Below are 23221 nucleotides of genomic sequence, written 5' to 3'. Positions count from 1 at the left end.
GGACAAACGATGTCGATTACATTAATAGCAGCGATGGACCGCAACAGAACGATTGGGATCGGCAATAAGCTGCCGTGGCGGCTTCCAGCGGAGATGGCGCTGTTCACGAAGCACACGCTTGGCAAAACCGTTTTAATGGGCCGTAAGACGTTTGAATCGCTGCCTAAGCCGCTGAAGGACCGCCATAACGTCGTCTTAACTAGGCAGTCTGATTTTGCCTCAGAGGGCTGTGAGGCCGTTCATTCCATCGAGGAGGCTTTGTCGCGTTTCGGCGAGGAAGAGCTTATGGTTATTGGCGGAACGGAAATTTATACGCAGTTTCTGCCGATTGCAGACAAGCTTTACCTGACAGCTGTTGATGTGGAAGTAGTGGGTGGCGACGCTTTTTTTCCTATGTTCAATGAAGCCGATTGGGAGCTAGTGGAAGCTATTCCTCATCGCAAGGATGAACGCAATTTGCATGATTTTACATGGCAAACTTTTAAACGTATAAACCGTTGAATCGGTTTTTCGCGGGGGTACAAGGACAAATATGACATCTTAAGCTCATTTTTTTGTGCTCTTCTGCATAGAACGTACGAACATTATGTTATAAAGTGCAAATGATTGTACGGATAATCCATTAACGATGGCAGGGTAAGAGTGTTAGGATTTTGTAAAATGCCTCGCGAAAAATTGAAAATGTTTGTTATTGAATAATTGCTGAGTTCCCGATATAGTTTGTTTAGAGAAGCCTTACAACGGTTGACGGGAATAACGGATGGAGGAAAAGCGATCATGTCTACACCTACTGGTTTTATGGAATATCAACGAGAACTCCCAGCCGATCGCGATCCGATTGAGCGGATTAAAGATTGGGAAGAATTTCATAAGCATTTGTCCGATGAACAGCTTCGTACGCAAGGTGCGCGCTGCATGGACTGTGGAACACCTTACTGTCATTCTGGGATGGAGCTTGCTGGCTCAACGTCAGGTTGTCCGATTAACAACCTCATTCCAGAATGGAACAATTTGATTTACCGCGGTTTATGGCGTGAGGCGCTGGATCGTTTGCACAAAACGAATAATTTCCCAGAATTTACAGGGCGGATTTGCCCAGCTCCATGTGAGGGCTCCTGTACGGTTGGCTTGATTGGTGATGCGGTTACGATTAAGACGATCGAGCAAGCGATTATTGACCGTGGCTTTGATGAAGGCTGGGTTGTTCCACAGCCTCCGAAGATGCGCACAGGCAAACGTGTAGCGGTTGTCGGTTCGGGCCCAGCGGGCCTTGCTTGCGCAGCGCAGCTTAACAAAGCGGGACATCTTGTAACGGTGTACGAGCGCGCGGACCGCATCGGCGGACTTCTCACTTATGGTATTCCTACAGTCAAGCTTGACAAGAAGGTTGTTCAGCGTCGTGTAGACTTGATGGCGGAGGAAGGCATAGACTTCGTTGTTAACACAGAGATCGGTAAAGATGTATCGGCTGATGAGCTGCAAGGCCAGTTCGATGCAATCGTATTGTGCGGCGGCGCTACGAAAGCGCGCCCGGTAGATATTGAAGGACATGAGCTCGAAGGCGTTCATATGGCGATGGATTATTTGAACGGCACGATTAAGAGCTATCTGGATTCCAATCTGGAGGATGGCAACTACATTTCTGCGAAAGACAAAAATGTCATTGTTATCGGCGGTGGCGACACGGGGACGGACTGCGTGGCAACAGCGCTTCGTCATGGCTGTAAATCGGTTACGCAATTCGGTACGCACGCTAAGGCTCCATTAGTACGCGATAGCGTAAACAACCCTTGGCCGCAGTTCCCGAACGTCTACACGCTGGATTATGCGCATGAAGAGGCAAAAGCGCTGTTCGGAGAAGACCCGCGTGCCTTCTCGGTTCTGACGAAAAAATTTGTTGGCGAGAATGGCAAGCTTACCGAGCTTCACACCGTACAAATCGAGCGTACAGTTGATCCGGAAACGGGACGCCGAATTTATACAGAAATCGAAGGCTCCGAGCAAGTATGGCCGGCTGATCTCGTGTTTATCGCGGTTGGTTTTGAAGGCCCAGAAAACACGCTGATTGATGCTTTTGGCCTAGAGCAGGACCGTCGTACGAATGTGAAGGCGCCTTATGGCAAATATACGACGAATGCTGAGAAAATATTCGCAGCTGGCGATATGCGTCGTGGTCAAAGCTTGGTTGTATGGGCGATTAACGAAGGTCGCGAAGCGGCTCGTGAAGTGGATAAGTTCCTGATGGGATCTTCCTTGCTTCCCTAAATTAATGGTATGATGAATTGAATAGCAGCTTATGAGAAGCGCCCTAGGGCGCTTTTCTTGTCGATAGGAGGGAAATGAAGCGATATATGATTAAATATGGACTGGATACAGTAACGGAACTAAAATTTGAGAAAATCGTGGCGAACATGGAGCGGCGCAATGATCAATGGGTAGATATTGAGCTGTTGTTTGAGCTGTCGGAGGCAACGCCCGCGCCTGATGATCTCATTGATTTTAGTGGACTGGTCATTTGTACACCAGAGGGCAGAATTGCCCAAATTGTGCCGCAGGACGAAGACTGTGACTGTGAATATCAATTTACTGCATTTGAGAAGGAGCAAATTACGGCTTTTATTTTGCAGGAGCAAAATCAGCTGAGAATTAGGCAGCTCCCCTCCCCAATATAAGGAAAGTTGTGGTAAAATCAGTGTGAGATGACGTAAAGGAGCGATTCGTCATGCATGCTGAAGAAGCTTATGTGTTATCCCCGGCAGATGTCAGCAATATTCGAAAATATGTCCAGCATAAATATGGAGCGCTGCCGCAGGAGAAGAAAACCGAAATGATTGCCGATGCGGTGAACCGCATTATACATAAGCAGCTTCCGTCGTTTGACGAGTCGATTAAGCGCCAGGTGACGGCGCAGCTTATTCGCACTGCGGTGCTGGAGCAGAAGCGCCCTGTACGTGCAGATGATATTTTTGCAGCTTGCTTATTATTGCTGGATGACCGCGAGCAGGATATTGAGCAGCCGATGCATCAATGGGTAGAGAAGCAGCTGCAAAGCTTTGTCGAGATCGAGCGCTATCGACTGGCGATGGACAAGCTGCGCAGTTCTGCCGAGCGAATGGACACGAGCGCAGATTCTTTGCCAAATGCAAGTTTGTCGGTGAACGAGAGCTGGCTTCAGTTGAAAAATGAGCTGCAGCCAGCCGGCGATGAGCAGCTGGCCAAAGAGCCGCTTGCAGCCGGGGCGGCTGGCGCCTCCGGCTTGGCGGATGTCATACCTCTGCCATTGCCGCTGGCAGTGCCTCAGAACGCGCCAGTTCCTCGCAAACGGCGCAATCAAGCTATCGTGTACGGATTTCTCAGCTTGCTGCTTGTGAGCGTCTCGCTGCTGTATGGAGAGTCTCTGACGCGTGCGTTAAGAGGGGCACAGCCGGAGCCGGTCCTTCTTGCTCCCATTGAACCAGTGAAGATCGTCGAGCTGGATGGCTTGCCGCAAGAGCTGCGGTATGTAGAAATTGATAAGAAGAGGCTGACTCAGTATTTGAAAGGCAAATCGTCGATACTTGCCAGGCAGCCTTATTTAGATGCGATTATTGCCCAAGCGAAATCATTTGATATTCATCCGCTCTTGCTATTTGCTATAACTGGGCAGGAGCAGGCTTTTGTACCAACCACGAACAAACAGGCGAAGGAAATTGCGAATAATCCCTTCAATGTGTTTCATAGCTGGAAAGAATATAATACGACGATTAGCGATTCCGCTGAAATTGCGTCGCGAACGATTGTGAATTTAAGCAAGGGACGACCTGAAGGCATGGACCCATTCACATGGATTAACCGTAAATATGCGGAAGACCCTAACTGGTCGAATGGTGTTCGGTCGATTTTTGCTTCTATGAAGCAATATGTGGAAACAACAAGCAAGAAGTAAAGAGGCGATTTGTTGAAGACATTAATTATTGCGGAGAAACCGGATATGGGCAGGACGATTGCTGCCGTGCTTGAACCAAAGGCAGCTAATCGCCGGACGTATTTGGAAGGCGACCGCTATATTATTACATGGGCGATTGGGCATTTGGTGTCACTCGCCGAGCCTGACCAATACGATGCACGCTACAAACGGTGGAATGATCAGGACTTGCCGATCATTCCGCAGGTGTTCAAGCTATGGCCGAATCCGCGGACGAAGGATCAGCTTAAGACGATTGGCGAGCTTGCGAAGCGCTGTGGCAGACTTGTTAACGCATGCGATGCCGGGCGCGAAGGCCAGCTTATTTTTCACCTCATCAGGCAATATTTAAAGCTGGCGCAGCCTACGGACCGGTTATGGATTTCGGACTTGACGGCGGAGACGATTCGCCGCGGTTTTGATACGCTGCGCAGTGATGATGAATATGAACCGCTGACGAAAGCGGCTCGTGCCCGCAGTGAAGCCGATTGGTTGATCGGGATGAATGCTTCGCGAGCTTTTACGATTCGCCATAAAGCCTTGCTTTCTGTCGGTCGTGTGCAAACGCCAGTTTTGGCGCTGCTATATGATCGTCATAAGGAAATTACGGCTTTTCAGTCGGAGACTTATTTTGTCGTTAAAGCGGCATTTGACCAGTCTGGATTTGGGTATTCTGGCATTTGGCAGGGGGAGCGTCTAACCGATAAAGCAAAGGCTGAGGCATTGGCAGCGAAAACAGCAAATAAGCCTGCGAAGGTAGAAGATTACCAGGTAGCGGAAAGCAAGGAGTATCCGTTCAGGCTTTATGACCTGACGCTATTGCAGCGCGAAGCGAATGGCAAGCACGGCTATTCGGCTAAGAAGACGCTGGATATTGCCCAAGCGCTCTACGAGAAGCATAAGGTAATTACGTACCCGCGGACGAACTCCAACTATGTAACGGAGGAGAACATTCCGGTCATGGGCAATGTATTAACGATGCTTCAAGGCACTAGCGGCTATGGCGAGCTTGCGAAAGGAGCAGACCGCTCTCGTGTTCACAAAGGGAACAAAGCGGTTTGCAATCCGTCCAAAGTTGAGGATCACCATGCCATTATGCCTACACCGAAGCGTGCTTCTGGCCTCAGCCAGGAGGAGCAAAACGTCTATGATATGATTGTCAGACGTTTTCTGTCGCACTATTACCCGCCCGCCGTATATAAAAACCACACGGTGCTAACGGTCGTCGAAGGCGAAACCTTCCGCACGAAAGCGAAGGAACAGCTTGAGCCCGGCTGGAAAGTGGTGCTGCCACAGCAGGATTCCACAGCAGCCAAGCCTGCTAAGCGCGGCAAAAACAAGGATGATAAGGAAGCCGATGACGAGGAAATGGTAACCGATCAGCCCTTTAAGCTCGACCCGAATAGGCCGGTTCATTGCAGCAGCGTTGAGGCGATGGAAAAAATGACGCAGCCGCCCAAGTCCTTCACAGAAGGAACGCTGCTCAAAGCGATGGAAGGCGCAGGGAAGTCGATGGAGGATGATGAGCTGCGGGAAGCGATGAAGGATACCGGTCTTGGCACGCCGGCGACACGGGCAGCGACGATCGAGCGGCTGAAGCATGTCGGCTATATCCAGCTAGCAGGAAAGAAGCTGGATATTACGTCGAAAGGACTCGCTGCGATTGAGCTCATCCGCAACGCCGGTGTTGAGCTGCTCGCTTCGCCCGAAATGACGGGACGCTGGGAGCAGCGTCTGCACCAAATTTCTAAAGGCGAAGCTTCGGATGATCGTTTTATTGCGCAAGTTAAGCAATTCGCAGCCGTCATCGTCGATAAGGTTCGTCAGCAGCGTCCTGCCGCACCTGGAACGTTCGAGGACACATCTGCGAAAGGGAAGAAGGCAGCAGGCTCGACGAAAAGCGGCAGCCGTACAAGCAGCTCACGCTCGTCAGAAGCGAAAGCAGGGGGGAAGTCGCCTGCCGGAGTTGGCAAGAGCAGAAGCTCCGCACGGTCAGCTGAGGGTAGCGAAGCAGTGAAGCCGCCCAAGCAAGCAGCAGCGTCTGCGGCTCCAAGAGGGCCGCTCGCTACCTGTCCGAGGAAGGGCTGCAACGGCAGTGTGATTGAAGGCAAGCGCGGTTACGGCTGCAGCAGCTTTCGCGAGGGCTGTTCTTTTGTGATTTGGAAGGAACAGCAGGGGAAGAAGATTACGCTGCCGATGCTCCATTCGCTGCTGGAGAAGGGGGCAACGAGCCAGCTCGCCTTTAAGCAGTCCGATGGAAGCAGCATGAAGGGCAGACTTGTATTGACCGACCGTGACAAAGGGACGCTAACGATTCGGCCTGCCGACTAGTTAGCAGGCCGCCATAACCTGCTTGAGGTTGTTCGATGTGAATGATGTGAATAAGCGCTAACGAAAATCGCAACAAAATAAGCCGCCAAACCAACGAGTATGCTGGTTTGGCGGCTTATTCTAGTTAAATATTGTGTTTGTTCATCTAGCGGTTGATATAACCGTAGATGGCTTCCGGCACTTCCACTAAATCATTCAAAGTGAAAAAGGCACCTTTAGGCTGAACTTCAATATTGACAACATTATATTGCCATTCGGTATCCTTGCGCATATGAATGGCATGGATGCCTGCAGTCAAGGCGGGAACAACATCCGTCCGAATAGAATTGCCAATCATCCATGTGCGTGCGCGATCCAGCGATGTTTCAGCTAAAATGTCCTCCAGCGCTTCATTCGTTTTGTGTTGGCGAATATAGATTCGGTTATTAAAATATTTGCTTAAATTTAATTGATTAATTTTGCGGGATTGAATGAGCTGCTCGCCCCCTGTGTACAAATGCAGCTCATGACCTTGATTAGCTAAAGAATACAGCGTCTCCTCCATATTCGGATAAGGCTCTGTATCATGCTCATACACGCTGAGCCCAAGCTTCCATAGAAAATCTTGTTCTACAGCGGAGCGCTTCCTTCCGGTTACATCGGAGAAATAAACATAGCTGTCAACGAAAGATTGAGGAAAATGCTCGCTCTTAAAACCAAGCACGGCAATTCCAGCAATGTCGATCTCTGTTTGTTTATCTCGTACAGCGTCCGCGGTTACTTCTTCATATCCGGCAAACCAGGTGGTCATCGCATCAACAAATTGACTAATGACCAAATAGAAATATTTATTACAATGAATTAATGTATCGTCGAGGTCAAACATAATGTGCTGCTTCATAGAAAGCACGGCTCCTTTAGCGCAAAATAGACTGTGTATGAAATCAATCTACAGTATCAGGAGCCTTACGTCAACGCAGCAAACCCGTTTCGGCAACACTGAATTAGGAAAAATAAGGATGAAAATTAGATTAGCTGGTCATTTTCAGAAAAATCATGCATATTTAAGCTGCGACACAAGCAGCGTTGTCTTGATAAAGGCAATGCGGCGGCGGATATAGAAATCCAGGCTGTCGCCCCGCAGGTCATTCGGAGAGATCACCTCCTCAGAGCTGTTATCAATAATCGTCAATTCTCCGTTTGAATAAAATTTAAATGTCAAATCTCGACGTGGCCAACTTTTCTCAACGAAACGAAAATTTTCACAAGTGCTCTTCATCATGGTGATCCTGCCTCCCTTATTGGATGTTTAATAAATAGTCAATCAGAACTTTTGTTCAAATATAAGAATTTATAAGTTGTACACATATAAACTCTTATATTTCATCGCGAAACGGTAGCTTTGCCACCAGAGGAGGGCTTCAGCCGTTTCCGCTTGCTGTTTTCATTATACCAAACATTTGTTCGTGTGGAAACTGTTTTTTGTTTCCCGTAAACTAGATTTATATAAAAGAGCATTTTGCATAAATCCCCTGAGCGACTTTCAATGTACAATATATTAGAACGAAGCGGTTTTATCGCTCTAAATATTGCACCTAGAAGCGACCCGAATCGAATTATACAAAATGCTGAAAATATGATGCGTGAAACAAAGGGGCGCGAAAAATGATAAGAATTTCGAATTTGACGAAGGTTATTCCAGGCGGGCCGAAAGTGCTCGACGATATACATTTGGATGTGGAGGATGGCGAGTTTATCGCCATTAAGGGAGCGAGCGGAAGCGGGAAGTCGATGCTGCTTAAATGCTTGGCGCTGCAGGAAAAATGGACGCGGGGAAGCTACAAGCTGAATGGAACGGATGTTTTGAAGCAAGGGCTGACCGGCAGATTTAAAGTTCGCCGCGAGGTAGCTTATTTAGAAGAGAAGCCTGTACTGTATCCAAGCAAGACGGGGCTCAAAAATGTGATTATCGGATCGGTGACCCAAACACCCGCTTGGCGGCGATGGACCGGCATGGTGCGCAGCGACGATTATATGGGCGCTATGGATACGATAGAGAAGTTGGGCCTTATCGATAAAGCACATCTGAAGGCGGAGAAGATGAGTGGGGGAGAGCGCCAGCGTATCGCTGTTGCCCGCGCGCTCGTGCACGGCGCAAAAATCATTTTGGCGGACGAGCCGGTATCCGGACTTGACCCGCATACGGCCGATCAGGTGCTCGCCGATTTAAAACGGCTTTGCACGGAGCAGCGAGTTACGGTTATTGCCGTGCTGCATCAAGGCGATTATGCTGAACGGTTTGCGGACCGCATTATTGGTCTCAATAATGGCAAGCTTGTTCTAGACATTAGAGGCAGGCGCTTAACCGAACGGGAGAAAATGCAGCTATGAACGAAGTGAAGCTGAGATTGATTCAGCAGCATGAGCTTTCACAGGCGCTGGAGCTTGAGCAGCGCTGCTACTCTCCTGAGGCCGCGGCGACGGAAGCGGGATTCCAGTACCGTTTTCAGGAATATCCCTCGTATTTCTGGTCCGCTTGGTCGGATGACGGCAAGTTGCTTGGCATAGCCAATGGAATTCGGACGGAGCAGGAAAGCTGCGGTGACGAGATGAAGGGAAGCCATCAAGGCGAATACGCGGGAGACAACTTTTGCATACTGACTATTGCGGTAGATCCGGCTTTCAGGCGTAGGGGAATTGCTGCAAAACTGCTGGACAAGCTGATCCAAGCATGCGAAAATGAGAGGCTGAATGCGATTATTTTAATGTGCGAGCCGCATTTGATTTCTTTTTATGAACAGGCGAAATTTACATACGTAGGCAAGGCTTCTTCCACACATGGAGGAATTGAGTGGCATGAGATGAGGCGTAATCTGCATACAATGGAGCATTCTAGCGAATAGGCAGGTGTAGCCCGATATGGCGTTTCAATCTCCTGTAATCGTTCAGTCTGTCCGCAGTACGTTTCCAAAGGCCGAGCTGTGGCTGCCTCATATTAGCGGGGGATCCAATGAGGCAGCAGATAGTCAAATCAATGGGATCATTCACTCAGCAGCGCAGCATCTCATAGCTGAGCAAGGCACGCTTGAAGACCCGCATGCGGAGATGCAAGGATATTTTGAGCTCAAAAACAACCAGAAGGATGTGCTCAGCCTGTCTTTGTTCAACTACGCCTATACGGGTGGAGCGCATGGACTGACACTGCAGCAGTCGCTTACCTTCAAGCTGACTACGGGACGTTCTTACGCGCTTGCTGAGCTGTTTAAGCCTGGCAGCAATTATATCGTCAAGCTGTCCGCGCTGGTCACCGCTCAAATCAGGTCGCGAGATATTAGCACGCTGTCGCCGTTCAAAGCGATAAGGCCGGATCAGGACTATTATGTGGCGGACCGGACGCTGGTGCTTTATTTTGCCCTGTATGAGCTGACGCCTTATGCATTTGGTTTTCCGTATTTCCCCATCTCCGTCTATGACATTGAGGATATGATTAATGAAAATGGCCCGCTCGGACCAATGGTCGTCAATTATTGATATGTGCAACTTTGCAGCAGGAGAGAAGACAGCATGATTTATATCATTTTATTATGCGCTGTATTTGTCACGACGATCGCTTTCGTTGTTTATTTGCAGTATGTGAAAAAGGACAAGGGGCCGCGCTTTTCGGCGCCCCCCATTCGGCGACAGTCTTCAAGCTTGCAGGTCAGCCCAGTGAAAAAAAACGTTCCCAGCAAGCTGGAGGACGGTCGCAGCAAACAGGCGCACCAAGCTTTGGCGGGCAGCGCGGATGCAGCAAAGCTAGCTGAGGGGAAAAAGCTGCTTATTGTTGACGACCAGCCGCTCATTCGCCTCATGCTGGCAGAGCTGTTTCAGAAGGCGGGATTTACCGTCTATGAAGCTGCAGATGGGCTGAACGCGCTTGAGCAATTCGAGCGATATGGAGCGGACTGCATTTTGCTGGATTTTATGCTGCCTGATATGGACGGATTGGACGTGCTCTGCGCGATTCGCAAAAGCGATGCGAATGTTAAAGTATTGCTTATTACCGCGTACGGGGAGCCTGAAAAAATAGAGGCAGCGGCTGAGCTGGGCATTACCGAGTGGATAGAAAAACCGTTTGACACCGACCAATTGCTGAATCGGGTACTCGCGCTAGTTTAGCTAGTTTAGTGTGCCTGCTTCCGCCCTATAGTTAATGTCATAAAATATTAATGTCGTGATATATTTCGTTTGTTTGCTGGCATGAGCCCTTCCACCCTCACATATACTGCTTAATGATGGGGGTGGTGGAATGATTGCGCTCGTAATCGGGCTGGCTTTATTTTTCGCTGTATGTGCTGCTGCATTAGCCGGAGCTGTCAAGGCGCAGCAAAGTATCAAATCGTCGAGCCATCAGAGCATGACGGCTTATGCCACCTATATTCAAATGCAGCAGGATAAGCATGATTTGAATTTGTTTGGCCTTGCCCAGCAGCTCAGACGCAAATTTGGAGCGGCAGCTTCATTTGGGCTTTCCTTCAACACGATGGGGCTGTGTGCAGCAGCTTTGTTGTTTCTGGCGCCTGCCCTGCAGCAGGGCGGGCCAATTGTCGTCGGTATAGGCATTCCGCTTGCCGCGTTGTTTGCCTTAATGGTAAGTGCATCGCTGGCCGAATTGTCCTCGGCTATTCCGACCGCCGGGGGCGTCTATCATTGGTCCTCGGCATTAGGAGGACGTGTATGGGGCTGGCATGCGGGCTGGTTTCACATGGCTGGCTATATGGGGCTTCTGCTGCTGACCAATCTGCTGTGCGCCTCCTTGCTGGATGGAATGCTTGCAGGCTGGCTCGGTTACATGCCTTCAATATGGACGAAAGCAATCATTGCCTTGGCAATGGTGGTTACGCAAGCTGCTTTGCACAGTCGTGGTGTCCGTCTGCTGGCTGTTCTGCTGAGAAGTGGACTATGGCTGCAGCTTGTCGCTGCAATCGCTGCAATCGTCATTTTAATGGCGCTGTATTGGCCGGGTGCTTTTGCACCTGAGCTGTTATTTACGCTTCCTGCCCTTAGTGGGGAGGGGAAAGGCCAATCCGCCTTAGGGATGATTGCGGGCTTTCTGCTGCTGCAAAAGCTGTTTCTCGGCATGGACAGCGCTGCCCAAGGTGCCGAGGAGACGTCCGATCCCCGCATTCGCGTGCCATGGGCGATCTATTTGTCGACGGCTTACACGTTTATTATCGGCTTTGTGCTGCTGGCTGTGCTGACACTTGTGTGGCCTGGCTTCTCAAATGGAGGCATACCGACTGGCGGGAGCGAGTGGTTTGCAGGCAGTTTGCTGGAAGCTATCAGCCGTTCACCGCTGGTGACCCTGCTCCTAGTCGTGCTTCTCTACTCAAGCAGCAGCAGCGTGCTGATCGCTTGCTCCCGATTATTGTACAGCCTGACGCGCGATAAGGCTCTGCCTTTCAGCAAGCAGCTGGCAGGCGTTCACCCTGCAACTCAATCTCCCAGGAAATGCGTCTGGCTAGCAGCCGCATTGTTTTTCATTATCCTTGCAGCCTCTTGTGTGCTCCTTACAGAGCGCCTGCTCACAGCTGCTGTCCCTAGCTTCACACTAATTTGCCTTTACACGGCGTATGCAATCCCGATTGCGTTAGCGCTGCGCTCAGGGAAGAAGCACAAGCTGCTCATGGATGCGCCTTGGCATCTCGGAAGGTGGAGCCGCACGGTGAATATGTCAGCACTGGTCTGGCTGCTGCTCAGTGTTGTACTAGCGGCCAGCGTGCTTGGCAAGGAAGGTATTCTGGGTGCGGGTGTGGTGCTGCTTGTATCCGCAGTGCTGGATTTTCGATACCGGAGACGTCATCTGGAGACGCTGCAAAGCCGCCTGAATAAACCTCACGGGGAAATTATTAGAATTGAGCGAAAATTCAAGCTAACGGAATGAGGGGGAATCGCGGGAAATAGAAAGGTGGAAATGAGCCGTCTATTTCCCGGGGAAGCGCACAATCCAACATGTTTAAAATGATTTCGACAGCAGGCTAACGATTGCCTAATAAAGCTTAAAACATAGGATATCCTTCCCAGCTACAACAGATGGAGGGAGCAAAATCAGGGGAAACTAGATATGGCAAAATGAAGGCGCAAGAACGCGAAAAGTCCGCATTAGGCTGATACAAAATGTGTCGAAGCTTGCCTGTAAAAGGGCGGTTCAGTAACGGGGAAATAGCGAATGCCCGCGGCTGATTTCCGCTTTTTTGCCAACTTCTGCTCCCAGCAAGTATAATAAAGGCAGCAACTGGTAGCTTAGGGGAGGACATAACTATTGAATCAGCATGATTTTTCAACGTTTTTAGACCAATATGAGCTCGGCGAACGATGGGAAATAGCAGCCGGAGACAGCGGCATGAACAATACAACGCGGATCGTGCAGGCGGGAAATGACCGCTACGTGCTGCGCATTTACAACAATCATCAAAATAAGTCGACGGTTTTGCTGGAGCATGAGGTGTTATTTGGGCTGCTGGAGCAAGACGCGCGCCTTTTTGACGTTCCGATGCCTGTAGCGAATCGCGCAGGGCAGACCGTAACGGAGGCGCCAGGCGGCAAGCTGGCCACACTATGCCATTTCATTGAAGGCAAGCGGCCTTCCGCCGAAAATATTTCCCACATTAAGGGGCTTGGCATCGCTACGGCTGCTTTATGCAAGGGATTAAGCGCCATTAAGCCTCATGGCGAGCCTATTTATGATCCGTATTACAAGCTGGAGCAATCTTATGAAGCCATAGGCATTCCAGCTATGCGACAAATTGCTAATGAAGCTGGGCTGCTGCCGGAATTTGAGGAGCAGATAGCTTGCTTGCAGCAGGAGCGAGAGCGTTTACAAAACGAGTTGAAAAACATAGCTGAGCTTCCCCGCCAATGGATTCATGGCGATTTGAATTTCAGCAATTCCGTTGCACGTGGGGATGCTGTAGTCGGATTGCTGGATTTTGAATTTTGCACAGTCGATGTAAGGGCGATGGAGCTCGCTGTCGTTATCGTGGATTTGATTGATGGGGCTGATGAAGGGCGGCTGGAGCGAATCGCCTTGTTTTGTGAAGGCTTTGGGTCGGAATTACGGCTGACGGAGGCGGAAGCAAATGCGATAACGCTGCTGCTTAAGCTGCGGATGCTTGATGTAACGCTGCATTTTATGACGCGCTGGCGGGAGCAGCTTGACGAAGCGGCGGTATTGCAGAAAATTGTGATCCAAGCGGCAAAAATCGTGAACTGGACAGGCAGCAATGAACCGCGTTTGAAAGCGCTATTTCTGAAGCATCTTGCTGGGGTTGAACAACCATTGTAGTCATTAACCACTATAATTTGGAGGAGTTGGGCTCATGAGTGTTGCAGCAGCATTAGGATACAGCAGCGATGAAAGACTGCTCATTGTTAATGCAGATGATTATGGCTTATGTGGTTCAGTCAATAAAGCGGTGGAGCAGCTGTTGGAAGAGCGCGCAGTAAGCTCGGCAACGATTATGATGCCGTGCCGCGCAGCGCGGGAAGCGGCGAAGTGGAGCGCTCTGCATCAGGAGCATGATGTAGGCATTCATTTCACTTTTACAAGCGAGTGGGACAATTATCGCTGGGGCCCCATAAGCAAGCCGGAGGATGTTCCTTCCTTGCTCGTAGAGGGCGGATATTTCCCGAAAGACAGCCGAACATTCGAGCTGCACGCCGACTCCGAGCAGGTAGAGCGAGAAATGGTTGCCCAAATAGAGCTTGCCCTGCAATTAGGGATGAAGCCGAGCCACGCCGACAATCATATGGGCAGCTTGTATGGGCTGGCGACAGGCAAGCATTTTTTACCTATTGTATTCGACGTATGCGCCAAATATGGCTTGCCTTTTCGCCTTCCGCGTCATTTGCTTGGTGATCGCGCGCAAACAGCCTCTCCAGAGCTTGCTGAGCAGGCGGAGCAGCTCGGAATGCTGGCGGATTCCAAAGGCGTCATCATATTGGATTACTTAGTCAGTTTGCCATTTCAGCTGCAAGCTGGGGAAACGTATGCGTCGTTCAAAGAGGCGATGAAACAGCAGCTGCGCAGCTTGCCGCCGGGTTTGACAGAGCTTATTATTCATCCTTCGCTCGTAACCGATGAGCTGCTATCCTTCCATGGGCAGCCTGAGAAGCGCGGGCTCGAGTTCCAGCTGTTCCGCGACCGCGAGATTGTGCAGACGCTGCAGGCCGAGGGCATCCGGCTCGTTCGCTGGTCGCAGCTGCAGCGTGTGCAGCGCGAGCGCTGTGGCTGGAGTCAATAAAACATCCTATTTATAGTGAGAAAAAAGGAGCTGCTAGCATGTCTTACCAATCCATTGCTGCATTATCTGAACAGCTGAGAAGCAATATTGGCCGCGTTATCGTAGGGAAAGAGCATATAGCCGATCTATTGTTTATCGCGTTAATTACCGGCGGTCATGTGCTGCTGGAGGATGTACCCGGGACGGGAAAAACGCTGCTTGCCAAATCGCTGGCGAAGTCGCTCAGCCTGACCTTCCGGCGTGTGCAATTTACGCCGGATTTAATGCCGTCAGATTTGACGGGCATCCATTTTTACAATCAGAAGCAGGGGGATTTTGAGTTCAGGCCCGGTCCTTTGTTTACGAATATGCTGCTGGCTGACGAAATTAACCGTGCAACGCCACGTACCCAATCCAGCCTGCTCGAATGTATGGAGGAGCGGCAAATAAGCCTCGAGGGCGAGACGATGCCGCTTTCGCGGCCGTTCATGGTTATGGCGACGCAAAATCCGGTCGAGCATCAAGGAACGTTTCCGCTGCCGGAAGCGCAGCTGGACCGTTTTTTATTCAAGGTTAAAATGGGCTACCCCACAACGGATGAGGCGCTGCAAATTTTGAAGCGCTTTAAAGAGGGAGACCCGCTGGAGCAGCTTGCACCAATTGCTGGAGCAGACGAAATTGCTGAAGCCCAGAAGCTATACACCTCCGTACGCGTATCGGATGATGTGCTGCTTTATATGCTGAAGCTAGTAGAGCAGACGCGGAGCAGGGAAGAGGTGCAGACGGGCGTCAGCCCTCGCGGCAGCCAGGCGCTGCTGAGAGCCTCGCAGGTGCAGGCGATTTTGCGGGGAAGAGATTTTGTAACGCCGGATGATGTAAAAGCGATGGCGCAGCCCGTGCTGGCCCATCGTCTCGCGCTTCGTGGACTGCAGCGTACACAAGGCAGCGCAGAGAAAATTATCGAAGATATTATTAGGCGAACCGAGGTTCCTGCCGAGGCAGGGCTTCTCGCTAAATAGGCTAGTAAATAGACGATGCTCGTCGTTTCTTTTATTATCGCTGCAATCATTATAGTTATGCTACAAGCTAATGTATTTCGTAGGTTTGCCTTGCGGAACATTAGCTATTCCAGGCGCTTTAGTCAAAAAACCTGCTTTAGTGGGGATCGTATGGAACTAGTAGAGCAATTGTCAAATGGCAAATGGCTGCCTGTTCCTTGGCTGCGCGTCGAATCCCAATTGTCTTCCCAGCTCATCTTTCGCTCGCAGGATAATCTTGCGGTGAGCAGCGGGGAGCATTACCAGAATCATAAAAGCTTCTTCAGCCTTATGCCTTATACGAAAATTACTCGCACGCATTCGTTCGTCAGCGCCAGGCGCGGGGTATACAAGCTTCGCTCCGTTGCTCTGACCGGCGGCGATTTGCTTGGCATTCATCATGATATGAAGCAAATGATGATAGAAGGCGAGCTGCTTGTATATCCGCTCCCCGCACAGGTGAAGGTGGACGAGTTGCCCTCTCATAGCTGGCAGGGCGAGACGTCGGTGCGGCGCTGGATTGTGGAAGATCCTTTCGTTGTCGTAGGCGCAAGAGATTATCGTCCTAGCGATTCCTTCAAGGCGGTCAATTGGAAAGCGACTGCTCGGGCAGGCAAGCTGCAGGTTCATCAATATGATTATACAGCTGACCGGAAGCTGATGATTTATTTGAACGTTGAAGATCATGAGGGCATGTGGCGTACGATTACGGATGAAGCATTAATCGAACGGGGCATTGAATGGGCAGCAGGAGCAGCGGAGGCCGTCACGGCCAGCGGCATGGAAGTCGGCTTCGCTGCCAATATGCCGCTGCAAGGCGAGCTTGAAAGTGCCATGCTGCTGCCCCGCAGCGGACATGACCAGTGGCTGGCGATATTGGAGCTGCTCGCCAAGTTGTCGCTAACCCGGACGGAGCTGTTTAGCGATCTGCTGCAAAGGGAGAGCGAGCGCGGTGTAAGCGGCTGCGATGTGCTCATTATTTCCGCGTATTGGAATGAAACGCTGGAGCTTGCTGCCCAGCAGCTGCGTTTTGGCGGCAATTCCGTTTCGATTTGGCTGTTGGAAGGGCTAGCTAGCGACCAGCAGCAGGCAGGTGGAGCATCATGAACAAATCGCCTATTGGAAAAATCGCAGGCATAGCTGTAGGGAAAGGCTTGCTGGAGCTGCTGTTTTTTCTGCCTTTCGTTTTGCCTTTCGGTGCTTATGCGCTTTCAGGCAGCCTCCTTTTATTTTGGCTGCTCAGCTTGCCATTGTGCTACGGCGCTGGTTCGCTGCTGCTGTCCATTTCAGCGAAGCTGCTTCACAGCAACCGGGCTACTCGTCTATTCCTTGCTTTGCTGATTGGTATTTTGCTCTCTGATGGATGGCTTGCTTTATGTGGCACAATTGCAATAGCATCAGGAGCAAGCTGGGAAGCTTGGTGGCCAGCGCTCGCTATTTTCGGCAGTATCGCTGCTTATCGCGGAATGAATGAACGGCTGCACAGCTGGTCATCCATATTTACAGGAAGTACGATGATAATAGGCATTGTCGGCTATTTGGCGCTGCAATTGGCTCAATTTTGGCTCAAGCCGCTGCAGCAATATACGATTTGGATGACCGTAGGCGGGATCATAGCGCTGATCGTTTATTTTTTCATGATAAATGAGCGGCTAATGCAGCGCGAGACCGATCAGAGGGGGCAGCAGCAGCCAATATCAGCATCTGTAGAAGCCTTCAAACGTCAAAATAGATGGATGCTTGCTCTGCTGCTGCTTCCTATCATTGCGATTGGCTTTATCAGGCAAATTACGCAGGGGATTGAATGGGCTGTGCGCTCTCTCGTTCAGCTGATACTGTCATTAATAACGGGCGGCGAAGCAGATACGCCTGCTCAACCGCAGCCGGAAGCATTGCCTGAGCCCGTATTGCCGCCTGTGGAGCAAAAAGATCCTGCCCCTTGGCTCGTTTGGGTAGAAAACCTATTGAAAGTCGTCATTATCATCATCGTTATTGCTGCGATTGGACTAGTTTTATTTTGGCTTATGCGAGTTGTGTATCGGCTCTCCAAAGCCTTTCTTGCCAAAATGGCGGAGCGCTCCGCTGAAAGGCTGGGAGGCGAGCAGGGCTATACCGATGAGGTCGAAAGTTTAATGACCTTAAGCAAATGGCAGGATGGCTGGCGGCTGCGCAGAAAGCGCAATAAAGCCGAGCAGGCTGTTAAATGGGAGGAACTCGGGGGAACGAGGGAGCGAATCCGCTATTTGTACAGCCGCTGGGTAAAGCGCAGCATAAGCAAAGGTTATGTGTATCAGCCTCATTTGACACCTAGGGAAACGTCAGAGGAGCTCGTCAAATGGCAGGTGGCTGCGAAGACTGAGGATAGCTATAGCGAAGCAGAACAAAAGCAGCTAATCAAGCTTTATGAGGAGGCGCGCTATAAGGAGGAGGAGCCGCATGAAGAAGCGGTAAACGCCTTGTATGCGCGCCAGCAGAAACGCGGTAAATAGTTCAAAACAGCCTGGTCGGAGAATGGTCCGGTCAGGCTGTTTTGAATGGGGGTGTAACACAAGTACCGGCAAGTTTTTTTTGCTAGTAACATTAGATAAGGAAGGATTTCATCCTTAGCAAAGTGCTAGATAAAAGGTAAACAGAGGTTGTATTAACTCGTATATTGCCAATCAACCTGTACATGTAATAAGATTGACTTTGCGTTTCAATTTTACTTCCGTAGGAGGCAGATATTATGATATGGCTTATTATAATAATTCTTTTATTAATCTATGTTATGTCCTGTTCTAGGCTTCTCTCTCGCCTAAGGTTTTGGTGCCTGACTCATGTCTAGTATTTCGACTCTGCTTGTTTTATGCGGTGCAGCTCTCCTTATACTATGGGCAATCAATAAGTATTTTGATAATCCTAATAATGAGGATAAATATCAAGCATGGGTTGATTCTTTATTTGCGAAACGTGATGCTAAAAGAAGACGAGAACTAGGCATTATTACAACTGAAGAGACTAATACTGTTATTCAATACTTTAATAAATACCGATCATTTAAATTCTGCCCTACATACTTGTCGCTCTCACCGCTGCAGAAGCAGACCATGCTAAAAAGTATGCATTCATATGATTGTTGGAGCGTCAGAGTAACACGCCAAGATTCAGACCCAGACTCAGATTCAGACCTTATATTTGAGCCTAGATGAAGGATTGTATCCGATAATTGACTAAATCATTATATTAACAGACACATTAATCCACTGGTATTTACATTTTCGTTCAAAGAAAGACCATCCTTAGTTGATGGTCTTTCTTCATAACTTGCCGTTACAGACGGTGATGAATAATTTGTCACAAGTAACGGCAAGCCTTTAAATGTAATTTTCTCCAAAGGTAGAAATCGGAATGCTCATACGCCGATTATTACGGGTTGAGCTTTTTTCATAAAGCAGATAAATGATTAGGTTACTTGGATAAATAAAAAGAGCCGCGCATTATGCGGCTCTCAATCTAATTTTATCGCCCACCCGTATTCGAAGCCCAGACAGGAATCCAGCTATTAGGATAATGGCTATTGGTCATGGTTGTGTTATAGAGAACTAAATTTCCATCACTTTGCATGATCAGCGTGTCTCCAGTTGTGTTAGCTGGCAGCCCGCTTCCGTGATGGGCTGAAATCCAAGAGGCGGTATCGGCAAACCAAACGGATTGACGTTTAGAAGTATCAATCACCCAAACCGTATCAAACCCCCAACCCGTATAATACTCGAATTTACCTGTAGCATGGTTGAATCCAAAACGATTAAAGCCATATTGGTATACCTGTTGAAAACTTCCGCCATATGTGTACATTACCGGTTTCCCAATTGGTTCAAATATGAACGAAATGGCCCCACTTTTACTGGTACCACTACTCCAAATAGAAGCACCATTCTGATAGATGACAAAATTTCCGTCATTTTGCCAAATGGCTGAAAACCTACCATCTTGGGAGGTGAGATAGTCGCCCTTTGCAAAGCTGCCACCTATAGTGAGCTTATCGCCAAGATAGCCGGCGGAAGCCGTCGCTGGTAGAGCAAATACTAATAGCAAAAAGGAAGCCATAAAAACACGAAAAAATCTGGGGAAAATTTGTTTGCTCATTTGACACACTCCTATAATCTTTATAATGGTTAAAGCTAAATGCATAGAACAACAAACCGTTACCGTTAGTGCATGCTGCTGTGCAGCATTCAGTCAGGGGTGGTGAAGGAGAAAATAACCCTCCCCAATTGGTATGAAACTGGAATTAAGAATTAAACTTTTCACAGGTTCACCTCCTTTGATAGACAAGGTAGCCAGTCCACATCATCAGACAATCACACATACTTTATTTGCCATTATATCAATTTAAAATAAAAATATCCATAATTTTCTATCGACGATATTTAACAATGACTAGGCGTATGCCTCGCGCTCCTGGTCGAAAGGTCAAATGAAGATTCTGCGATGCCCCGAGAATGAGAAAAGATGACAAATTAATAAGCAATGGATGGATCATACTAGTGATCAGGGTAGAATGGACGAAGACACCTATTTGTATCTTCAATTTGTATCTTCAGAATAGAAAGAAGAACATGATCATAGCGGGGCTAATTTTTAGATTAGCATTTATACGAAAGACTTTATTTCCAAAATCGGGTTTTTGAAAGAACAGCTGCCGTCAAAAAATAAAGCTTGAATTACAGATTCACTGTGTCTATAATGATATTGCGCTCAATAGTAGATATTAAGTGTCTACAATAGATTTATTTAGAGGGCTACTCTAAACAAAACAGTGTCATATTTCTCTAAACTCTAAATAATCGTGGCGCAATAAGAACGACGAGTATTTAGAATGAATTTTTGTTGCACAATTAAAAATATTAAAACTCTCGGAAGGTGGTTAATATGAAACAATTGATGGATGTTGCGATTATCGGTGGAGGGCCAGCAGGAATGAGTGCGGCACTTGTATTAGGCAGAGCGAGGAAAAAGGTTATCGTTATTGATGAAGAGCGTCCGCGCAATCGGGTGACGCAGGAATCGCATGGTTTCCTGACGAGAGACGGCATTAAGCCTAGCGAGCTGCGTCAAATTGCGCGCGAGCAGATCAGTGTCTACCCATCCGTTCAATTTGAAAATGACACAGCAGTAGCAGTAACGGGAAGCGATGGGGAATTTATAATTTCGACTGCCAAAGGATTAACCTTTGGGGCCAAAAAGCTGCTTTTTGCCGTAGGGATGAAAGATATTCCGCTTGCTATTGAAGGCTTAACCGACGTATATGGAAAAAGCGCTTTTGTATGCCCATATTGTGATGGCTGGGAGATGAGGGATAGAAAGCTTGTCATAATAGCCAATGGAGACAGTGCGCTGCACTTTGCCAAAACGATAGCAGGCTGGACAAGCCAATATACGATTTGCACCGATGGCCCTGACGAAATGACCAATGAGCAGCGTGAGGAGTTAAGGCGACATGATGTGCCCGTATATGCCTCGAAAATTCAGCGGATTGAAGCAGAAAATGGCAACGTTCACCAAGTCGTGCTGGAGGACGGTTCAATGATTGCTTGCGGAGGCATTTTCTTTGTGCCGAAGCTAGTGATCGGATCGGACCTGCCGCAGGCTTTGGGCTGTGAAATGACGGAAGCTGGCGCTGTTGTTGTCGATGATGTTGGCAAGACGGCTGTGCCGGGCATTTATAGTGCCGGAGATGCTGCCTCCCCAAAATATCAGGTCGTTACGGCGGCTTCTATGGGATCAATGGCGGCTATAAGCATCAATAGCGAATTATTGGGCGAATCATGGAGCGAGCGGGGATAACCACTTAATGACAGAATTTAAAAAAGAGGCTGCCCATGACCGGGTGCAAGCGCATCATATTGCGCTCTCCGGGCATGGGCAGCCTCTAAAAGTTGCCATCACAATCCGTTTTAATCTTCGGCTGTGGTGCTTTGAGCGATATGCGAAGCAATTTTTCTACCGTGGAAGCGTCCGGTTTCAATAAATATTTCATTCGCTTCATGACGTGAAGCAACAACACCAGCGAGAAACAAGTTCGGCACATTCGTCTCCATCGTAGCTTCGTCGAAAAATGGATACCCTTCCTCCGCCATCACGACGCCCGTATCCGTCAGGAAATCCCGATCCGGATGAAAGCCTGTCAGCGCAAGCACAAAATCATTCGCAATCGTATGCTTGCCCTCTGGATCTTCAAGCGTGACGCTGCGGTCATCGATGCTCGTAACGCGAGAGCAGAAGCGCATGGCAATTTGTCCCTTGGCGACTTTGCTTTCAAAGCCGGGCTTCACCCAAGGCTTAATACTTGAAGAGTAGTGCTCACCCCGATAAATGACAGTTACCTTCGCCCCGATGCGTTCGAGCTCAAGCGCTGCATCTATAGCGGAATTGCTGCCCCCAATAATTGCAACCTCCATGCCGGTATACGGATGGGCCTCGCGGAAAAAATGCGTCACCTTCTCCAGCTCTTCTCCAGGTATGCCCAAATAATTCGGATGGTCAAAATAACCTGTGGCAATAATAACATAGCGGCTGGAATAGGTCAGAGGTTCGCCAAAGCGATTCGTGCTGGAGAGCGTAAAACGGCCATTTTCACGAACGACGCGCGTTACCGTCTCATAGGGATTAATCCGCAGCTCATGGCGCAGCGCCGCTGTGCGATAATAATTCATCGCTTCAAGCCGTGAAGGCTTGTCATTCGGCGTCGTGAAAGGAATGCCGCCAATTTCAAGCAGCTCCGGCGTGCTGAAAAAATGCATATAGGTCGGATACTGCGAAATCGAATGGACCAGATGGCTTTTCTCTATAATAAGGGGGCGGATTCCGATGCGCTGCAGCTCAATTGCCGCGGCAAGGCCGCATGGACCCGCGCCAATAATGATAGCTTCTTCTCTAATCATGTATGTACCTCCGATAATGATTTCCCAACCATTGTACTGCGACGCGTGGAATTAATGCAAATTTGGCGAATGGCTATCTTGTACACCAGTTGGATTATTGTATAATAATGTGGAAACGTTGTTTTATAGAAGGAGGTCAAACATGCCGCGACGGTTTGTAATAGAAGCAGTAATGGTGGCTACTTATGGTCACCTTCTCGTTCCAAGCAGCGCCATTGATTATGTTGTTCCTTATTCATCCATTTTGGAGCTATATGATATGAGAGACGGATCAGATCCCGTTATGGAGGATCCAGATGATGATGCTCATGTCAAAAATAAAATCGGCGAGCTGATTGCTTTTTTCGAAGATCCGCTCAATCGTAAAAAAATCGAACGCACGATGCAGGTGCCGTGGCGGGAAAGCTCGCCGCTGCTGCTGAACGAGCGAATACAGTTTACAATTGTACATGCTGTGGACAGCGCACAATACGGCGAAGCATTCGATCCGATCGAAACGGAGCTGCTGCTGACTGCACTGAAATTTAATTTGCCGCTGCTGTCCGACCAGTTTGAGTTTCAGGATAAGCTGATTCAAGCTGAGATCCCTGTGCAAATTTACGACATTGAGGATTTTGAGTTTGCGGTGGAAGAGGGCATTTCCGCTACAGATTTGGAGTTGTCCAAAGATTTTTGAGCAAGAAATTAGAGCAACGCGAACAGCCTTCTTGCATGAGCTGAGCTTCAGCTGCAGCCAAGAAGGCTATT

General features: G+C 49.0%; 22 protein-coding genes. 18 read left to right on the top strand and 4 right to left on the bottom strand.

Translation table 11 applies throughout. The features are described 5' to 3' along the window. Positions 1-9: 9 nt before the first annotated feature. From ASF12_RS25060 to ASF12_RS25040, 5 genes are all read left to right on the top strand, one after another. Complete coding sequence (locus tag ASF12_RS25060) at positions 10-501, top strand: dihydrofolate reductase (RefSeq protein ID WP_056040686.1); 492 nt, start codon at positions 10-12, stop codon at positions 499-501. A 276-nt stretch (positions 502-777) separates the two neighbouring features. After that, the gene (locus ASF12_RS25055; protein ID WP_056040684.1) at positions 778-2265 is read left to right on the top strand and encodes a glutamate synthase subunit beta; all 1488 of its coding nucleotides are present in this window, start codon (positions 778-780) and stop codon (positions 2263-2265) included. A 74-nt stretch (positions 2266-2339) separates the two neighbouring features. Then, positions 2340-2672: a hypothetical protein gene (locus ASF12_RS25050; protein ID WP_235533270.1), complete on the top strand. Its 333-nt coding sequence runs from the start codon at positions 2340-2342 to the stop codon at positions 2670-2672. 50 nt (positions 2673-2722) lie between these two features. Beyond that, positions 2723-3925, top strand: coding sequence for a glucosaminidase domain-containing protein (locus ASF12_RS25045; RefSeq protein WP_056040680.1), 1203 nt, complete (start codon positions 2723-2725; stop codon positions 3923-3925). A 12-nt stretch (positions 3926-3937) separates the two neighbouring features. Beyond that, entirely contained in the window at positions 3938-6274 is a 2337-nt protein-coding gene (locus ASF12_RS25040) for a type IA DNA topoisomerase (RefSeq protein ID WP_056040678.1), read from the top strand. Between the two features lie 145 nt (positions 6275-6419). On the opposite strand, the gene ASF12_RS25035 is transcribed toward ASF12_RS25040, so the two are convergent. After that, positions 6420-7154 carry an HAD family hydrolase gene (locus ASF12_RS25035; protein WP_056040676.1) on the bottom strand — a complete coding sequence of 245 codons (735 nt, stop codon included), beginning with the start codon at positions 7152-7154 and terminating at the stop codon, positions 6420-6422. A 153-nt stretch (positions 7155-7307) separates the two neighbouring features. Continuing rightward, a complete protein-coding gene (locus ASF12_RS25030) occupies positions 7308-7535 on the bottom strand; it encodes a hypothetical protein (RefSeq protein ID WP_235533269.1) in 228 nt (75 codons plus the stop codon). A 383-nt stretch (positions 7536-7918) separates the two neighbouring features. Between ASF12_RS25030 and ASF12_RS25025 the strand changes: the two genes are divergently transcribed. The 11 genes from ASF12_RS25025 (at position 7919) to ASF12_RS34725 (ending at position 18739) form a co-directional block, all read left to right on the top strand. Then, entirely contained in the window at positions 7919-8644 is a 726-nt protein-coding gene (locus ASF12_RS25025; protein WP_056040674.1) for a phosphonate ABC transporter ATP-binding protein, read from the top strand. Beyond that, the gene (locus ASF12_RS25020) at positions 8641-9156 is read left to right on the top strand and encodes a GNAT family N-acetyltransferase (protein WP_056040673.1); all 516 of its coding nucleotides are present in this window, start codon (positions 8641-8643) and stop codon (positions 9154-9156) included. Before ASF12_RS25025 ends, ASF12_RS25020 begins: the two co-directional genes overlap by 4 nt. A 16-nt stretch (positions 9157-9172) precedes the next feature. Beyond that, positions 9173-9784, top strand: coding sequence for a DUF3298 and DUF4163 domain-containing protein (locus tag ASF12_RS25015; RefSeq protein WP_056040671.1), 612 nt, complete (start codon positions 9173-9175; stop codon positions 9782-9784). Between the two features lie 33 nt (positions 9785-9817). Then, entirely contained in the window at positions 9818-10411 is a 594-nt protein-coding gene (locus ASF12_RS34000) for a response regulator (RefSeq protein ID WP_081419026.1), read from the top strand. A gap of 130 nt (positions 10412-10541) precedes the next feature. Further along, positions 10542-12176, top strand: coding sequence for an amino acid permease (locus tag ASF12_RS25005; protein WP_056040669.1), 1635 nt, complete (start codon positions 10542-10544; stop codon positions 12174-12176). 378 nt (positions 12177-12554) lie between these two features. After that, complete coding sequence (locus ASF12_RS25000; RefSeq protein WP_056040667.1) at positions 12555-13577, top strand: phosphotransferase; 1023 nt, start codon at positions 12555-12557, stop codon at positions 13575-13577. A 34-nt stretch (positions 13578-13611) separates the two neighbouring features. Then, on the top strand, positions 13612-14535 hold the full coding sequence (locus tag ASF12_RS24995) for a polysaccharide deacetylase family protein (protein WP_056040665.1): 924 nt from the start codon (positions 13612-13614) through the stop codon (positions 14533-14535). A gap of 38 nt (positions 14536-14573) precedes the next feature. Beyond that, complete coding sequence (locus tag ASF12_RS24990; RefSeq protein WP_056040663.1) at positions 14574-15533, top strand: AAA family ATPase; 960 nt, start codon at positions 14574-14576, stop codon at positions 15531-15533. 150 nt (positions 15534-15683) lie between these two features. Beyond that, positions 15684-16658 (top strand): DUF58 domain-containing protein, encoded by a 975-nt coding sequence (locus ASF12_RS24985; RefSeq protein ID WP_056040661.1) that lies wholly within the window; start codon positions 15684-15686, stop codon positions 16656-16658. Beyond that, positions 16655-18040 (top strand): DUF4129 domain-containing protein, encoded by a 1386-nt coding sequence (locus ASF12_RS24980; protein WP_056040658.1) that lies wholly within the window; start codon positions 16655-16657, stop codon positions 18038-18040. The genes ASF12_RS24985 and ASF12_RS24980 overlap by 4 nt, the downstream gene beginning before the upstream one ends. A gap of 327 nt (positions 18041-18367) precedes the next feature. Further along, positions 18368-18739: a hypothetical protein gene (locus ASF12_RS34725; protein WP_155973438.1), complete on the top strand. Its 372-nt coding sequence runs from the start codon at positions 18368-18370 to the stop codon at positions 18737-18739. A 310-nt stretch (positions 18740-19049) separates the two neighbouring features. Here the strand turns inward: ASF12_RS34725 and ASF12_RS24975 are convergent, their stop codons facing one another. After that, entirely contained in the window at positions 19050-19676 is a 627-nt protein-coding gene (locus ASF12_RS24975) for a hypothetical protein (protein WP_056040656.1), read from the bottom strand. A 786-nt stretch (positions 19677-20462) separates the two neighbouring features. Here ASF12_RS24975 and ASF12_RS24970 point away from each other — a divergent pair. Beyond that, positions 20463-21377: an NAD(P)/FAD-dependent oxidoreductase gene (locus ASF12_RS24970; protein ID WP_056040654.1), complete on the top strand. Its 915-nt coding sequence runs from the start codon at positions 20463-20465 to the stop codon at positions 21375-21377. 110 nt (positions 21378-21487) lie between these two features. Here ASF12_RS24970 and ASF12_RS24965 read toward each other — a convergent pair whose 3' ends face one another. Beyond that, positions 21488-22474 (bottom strand): YpdA family putative bacillithiol disulfide reductase, encoded by a 987-nt coding sequence (locus tag ASF12_RS24965; protein ID WP_056040653.1) that lies wholly within the window; start codon positions 22472-22474, stop codon positions 21488-21490. A 142-nt stretch (positions 22475-22616) separates the two neighbouring features. Between ASF12_RS24965 and ASF12_RS24960 the strand changes: the two genes are divergently transcribed. After that, positions 22617-23150 (top strand): hypothetical protein, encoded by a 534-nt coding sequence (locus ASF12_RS24960; protein WP_056040651.1) that lies wholly within the window; start codon positions 22617-22619, stop codon positions 23148-23150. The last annotated feature ends 71 nt before the right edge of the window (positions 23151-23221 follow it).

This window comes from Paenibacillus sp. Leaf72, from assembly GCF_001422685.1.
Classification (GTDB): Bacteria; Bacillota; Bacilli; order Paenibacillales; family Paenibacillaceae; genus Pristimantibacillus.
This window is presented reverse-complemented; position numbering and strand designations above follow the sequence as displayed.

Bases quoted from the DNA above. Each gene is read 5' to 3' on its own strand.
- ASF12_RS24990 (WP_056040663.1), top strand. From the start codon at position 14,574: ATGTCTTACCAATCCATTGCTGCATTATCTGAACAGCTGAGAAGCAAT.
- ASF12_RS24970 (WP_056040654.1), top strand. From the start codon at position 20,463: ATGAAACAATTGATGGATGTTGCGATTATCGGTGGAGGGCCAGCAGGA.
- ASF12_RS25050 (WP_235533270.1), top strand. From the start codon at position 2,340: ATGAAGCGATATATGATTAAATATGGACTGGATACAGTAACGGAACTA.
- ASF12_RS24985 (WP_056040661.1), top strand. From the start codon at position 15,684: ATGGAACTAGTAGAGCAATTGTCAAATGGCAAATGGCTGCCTGTTCCT.
- ASF12_RS25045 (WP_056040680.1), top strand. From the start codon at position 2,723: ATGCATGCTGAAGAAGCTTATGTGTTATCCCCGGCAGATGTCAGCAAT.
- ASF12_RS25030 (WP_235533269.1), bottom strand. From the start codon at position 7,535: ATGATGAAGAGCACTTGTGAAAATTTTCGTTTCGTTGAGAAAAGTTGG.
- ASF12_RS25055 (WP_056040684.1), top strand. From the start codon at position 778: ATGTCTACACCTACTGGTTTTATGGAATATCAACGAGAACTCCCAGCC.
- ASF12_RS25015 (WP_056040671.1), top strand. From the start codon at position 9,173: ATGGCGTTTCAATCTCCTGTAATCGTTCAGTCTGTCCGCAGTACGTTT.
- ASF12_RS24980 (WP_056040658.1), top strand. From the start codon at position 16,655: ATGAACAAATCGCCTATTGGAAAAATCGCAGGCATAGCTGTAGGGAAA.
- ASF12_RS25005 (WP_056040669.1), top strand. From the start codon at position 10,542: ATGATTGCGCTCGTAATCGGGCTGGCTTTATTTTTCGCTGTATGTGCT.
- ASF12_RS34725 (WP_155973438.1), top strand. From the start codon at position 18,368: ATGTCTAGTATTTCGACTCTGCTTGTTTTATGCGGTGCAGCTCTCCTT.
- ASF12_RS25020 (WP_056040673.1), top strand. From the start codon at position 8,641: ATGAACGAAGTGAAGCTGAGATTGATTCAGCAGCATGAGCTTTCACAG.
- ASF12_RS25060 (WP_056040686.1), top strand. From the start codon at position 10: ATGTCGATTACATTAATAGCAGCGATGGACCGCAACAGAACGATTGGG.
- ASF12_RS25025 (WP_056040674.1), top strand. From the start codon at position 7,919: ATGATAAGAATTTCGAATTTGACGAAGGTTATTCCAGGCGGGCCGAAA.
- ASF12_RS24965 (WP_056040653.1), bottom strand. From the start codon at position 22,474: ATGATTAGAGAAGAAGCTATCATTATTGGCGCGGGTCCATGCGGCCTT.
- ASF12_RS24995 (WP_056040665.1), top strand. From the start codon at position 13,612: ATGAGTGTTGCAGCAGCATTAGGATACAGCAGCGATGAAAGACTGCTC.
- ASF12_RS24960 (WP_056040651.1), top strand. From the start codon at position 22,617: ATGCCGCGACGGTTTGTAATAGAAGCAGTAATGGTGGCTACTTATGGT.
- ASF12_RS25035 (WP_056040676.1), bottom strand. From the start codon at position 7,154: ATGAAGCAGCACATTATGTTTGACCTCGACGATACATTAATTCATTGT.
- ASF12_RS24975 (WP_056040656.1), bottom strand. From the start codon at position 19,676: ATGAGCAAACAAATTTTCCCCAGATTTTTTCGTGTTTTTATGGCTTCC.
- ASF12_RS34000 (WP_081419026.1), top strand. From the start codon at position 9,818: ATGATTTATATCATTTTATTATGCGCTGTATTTGTCACGACGATCGCT.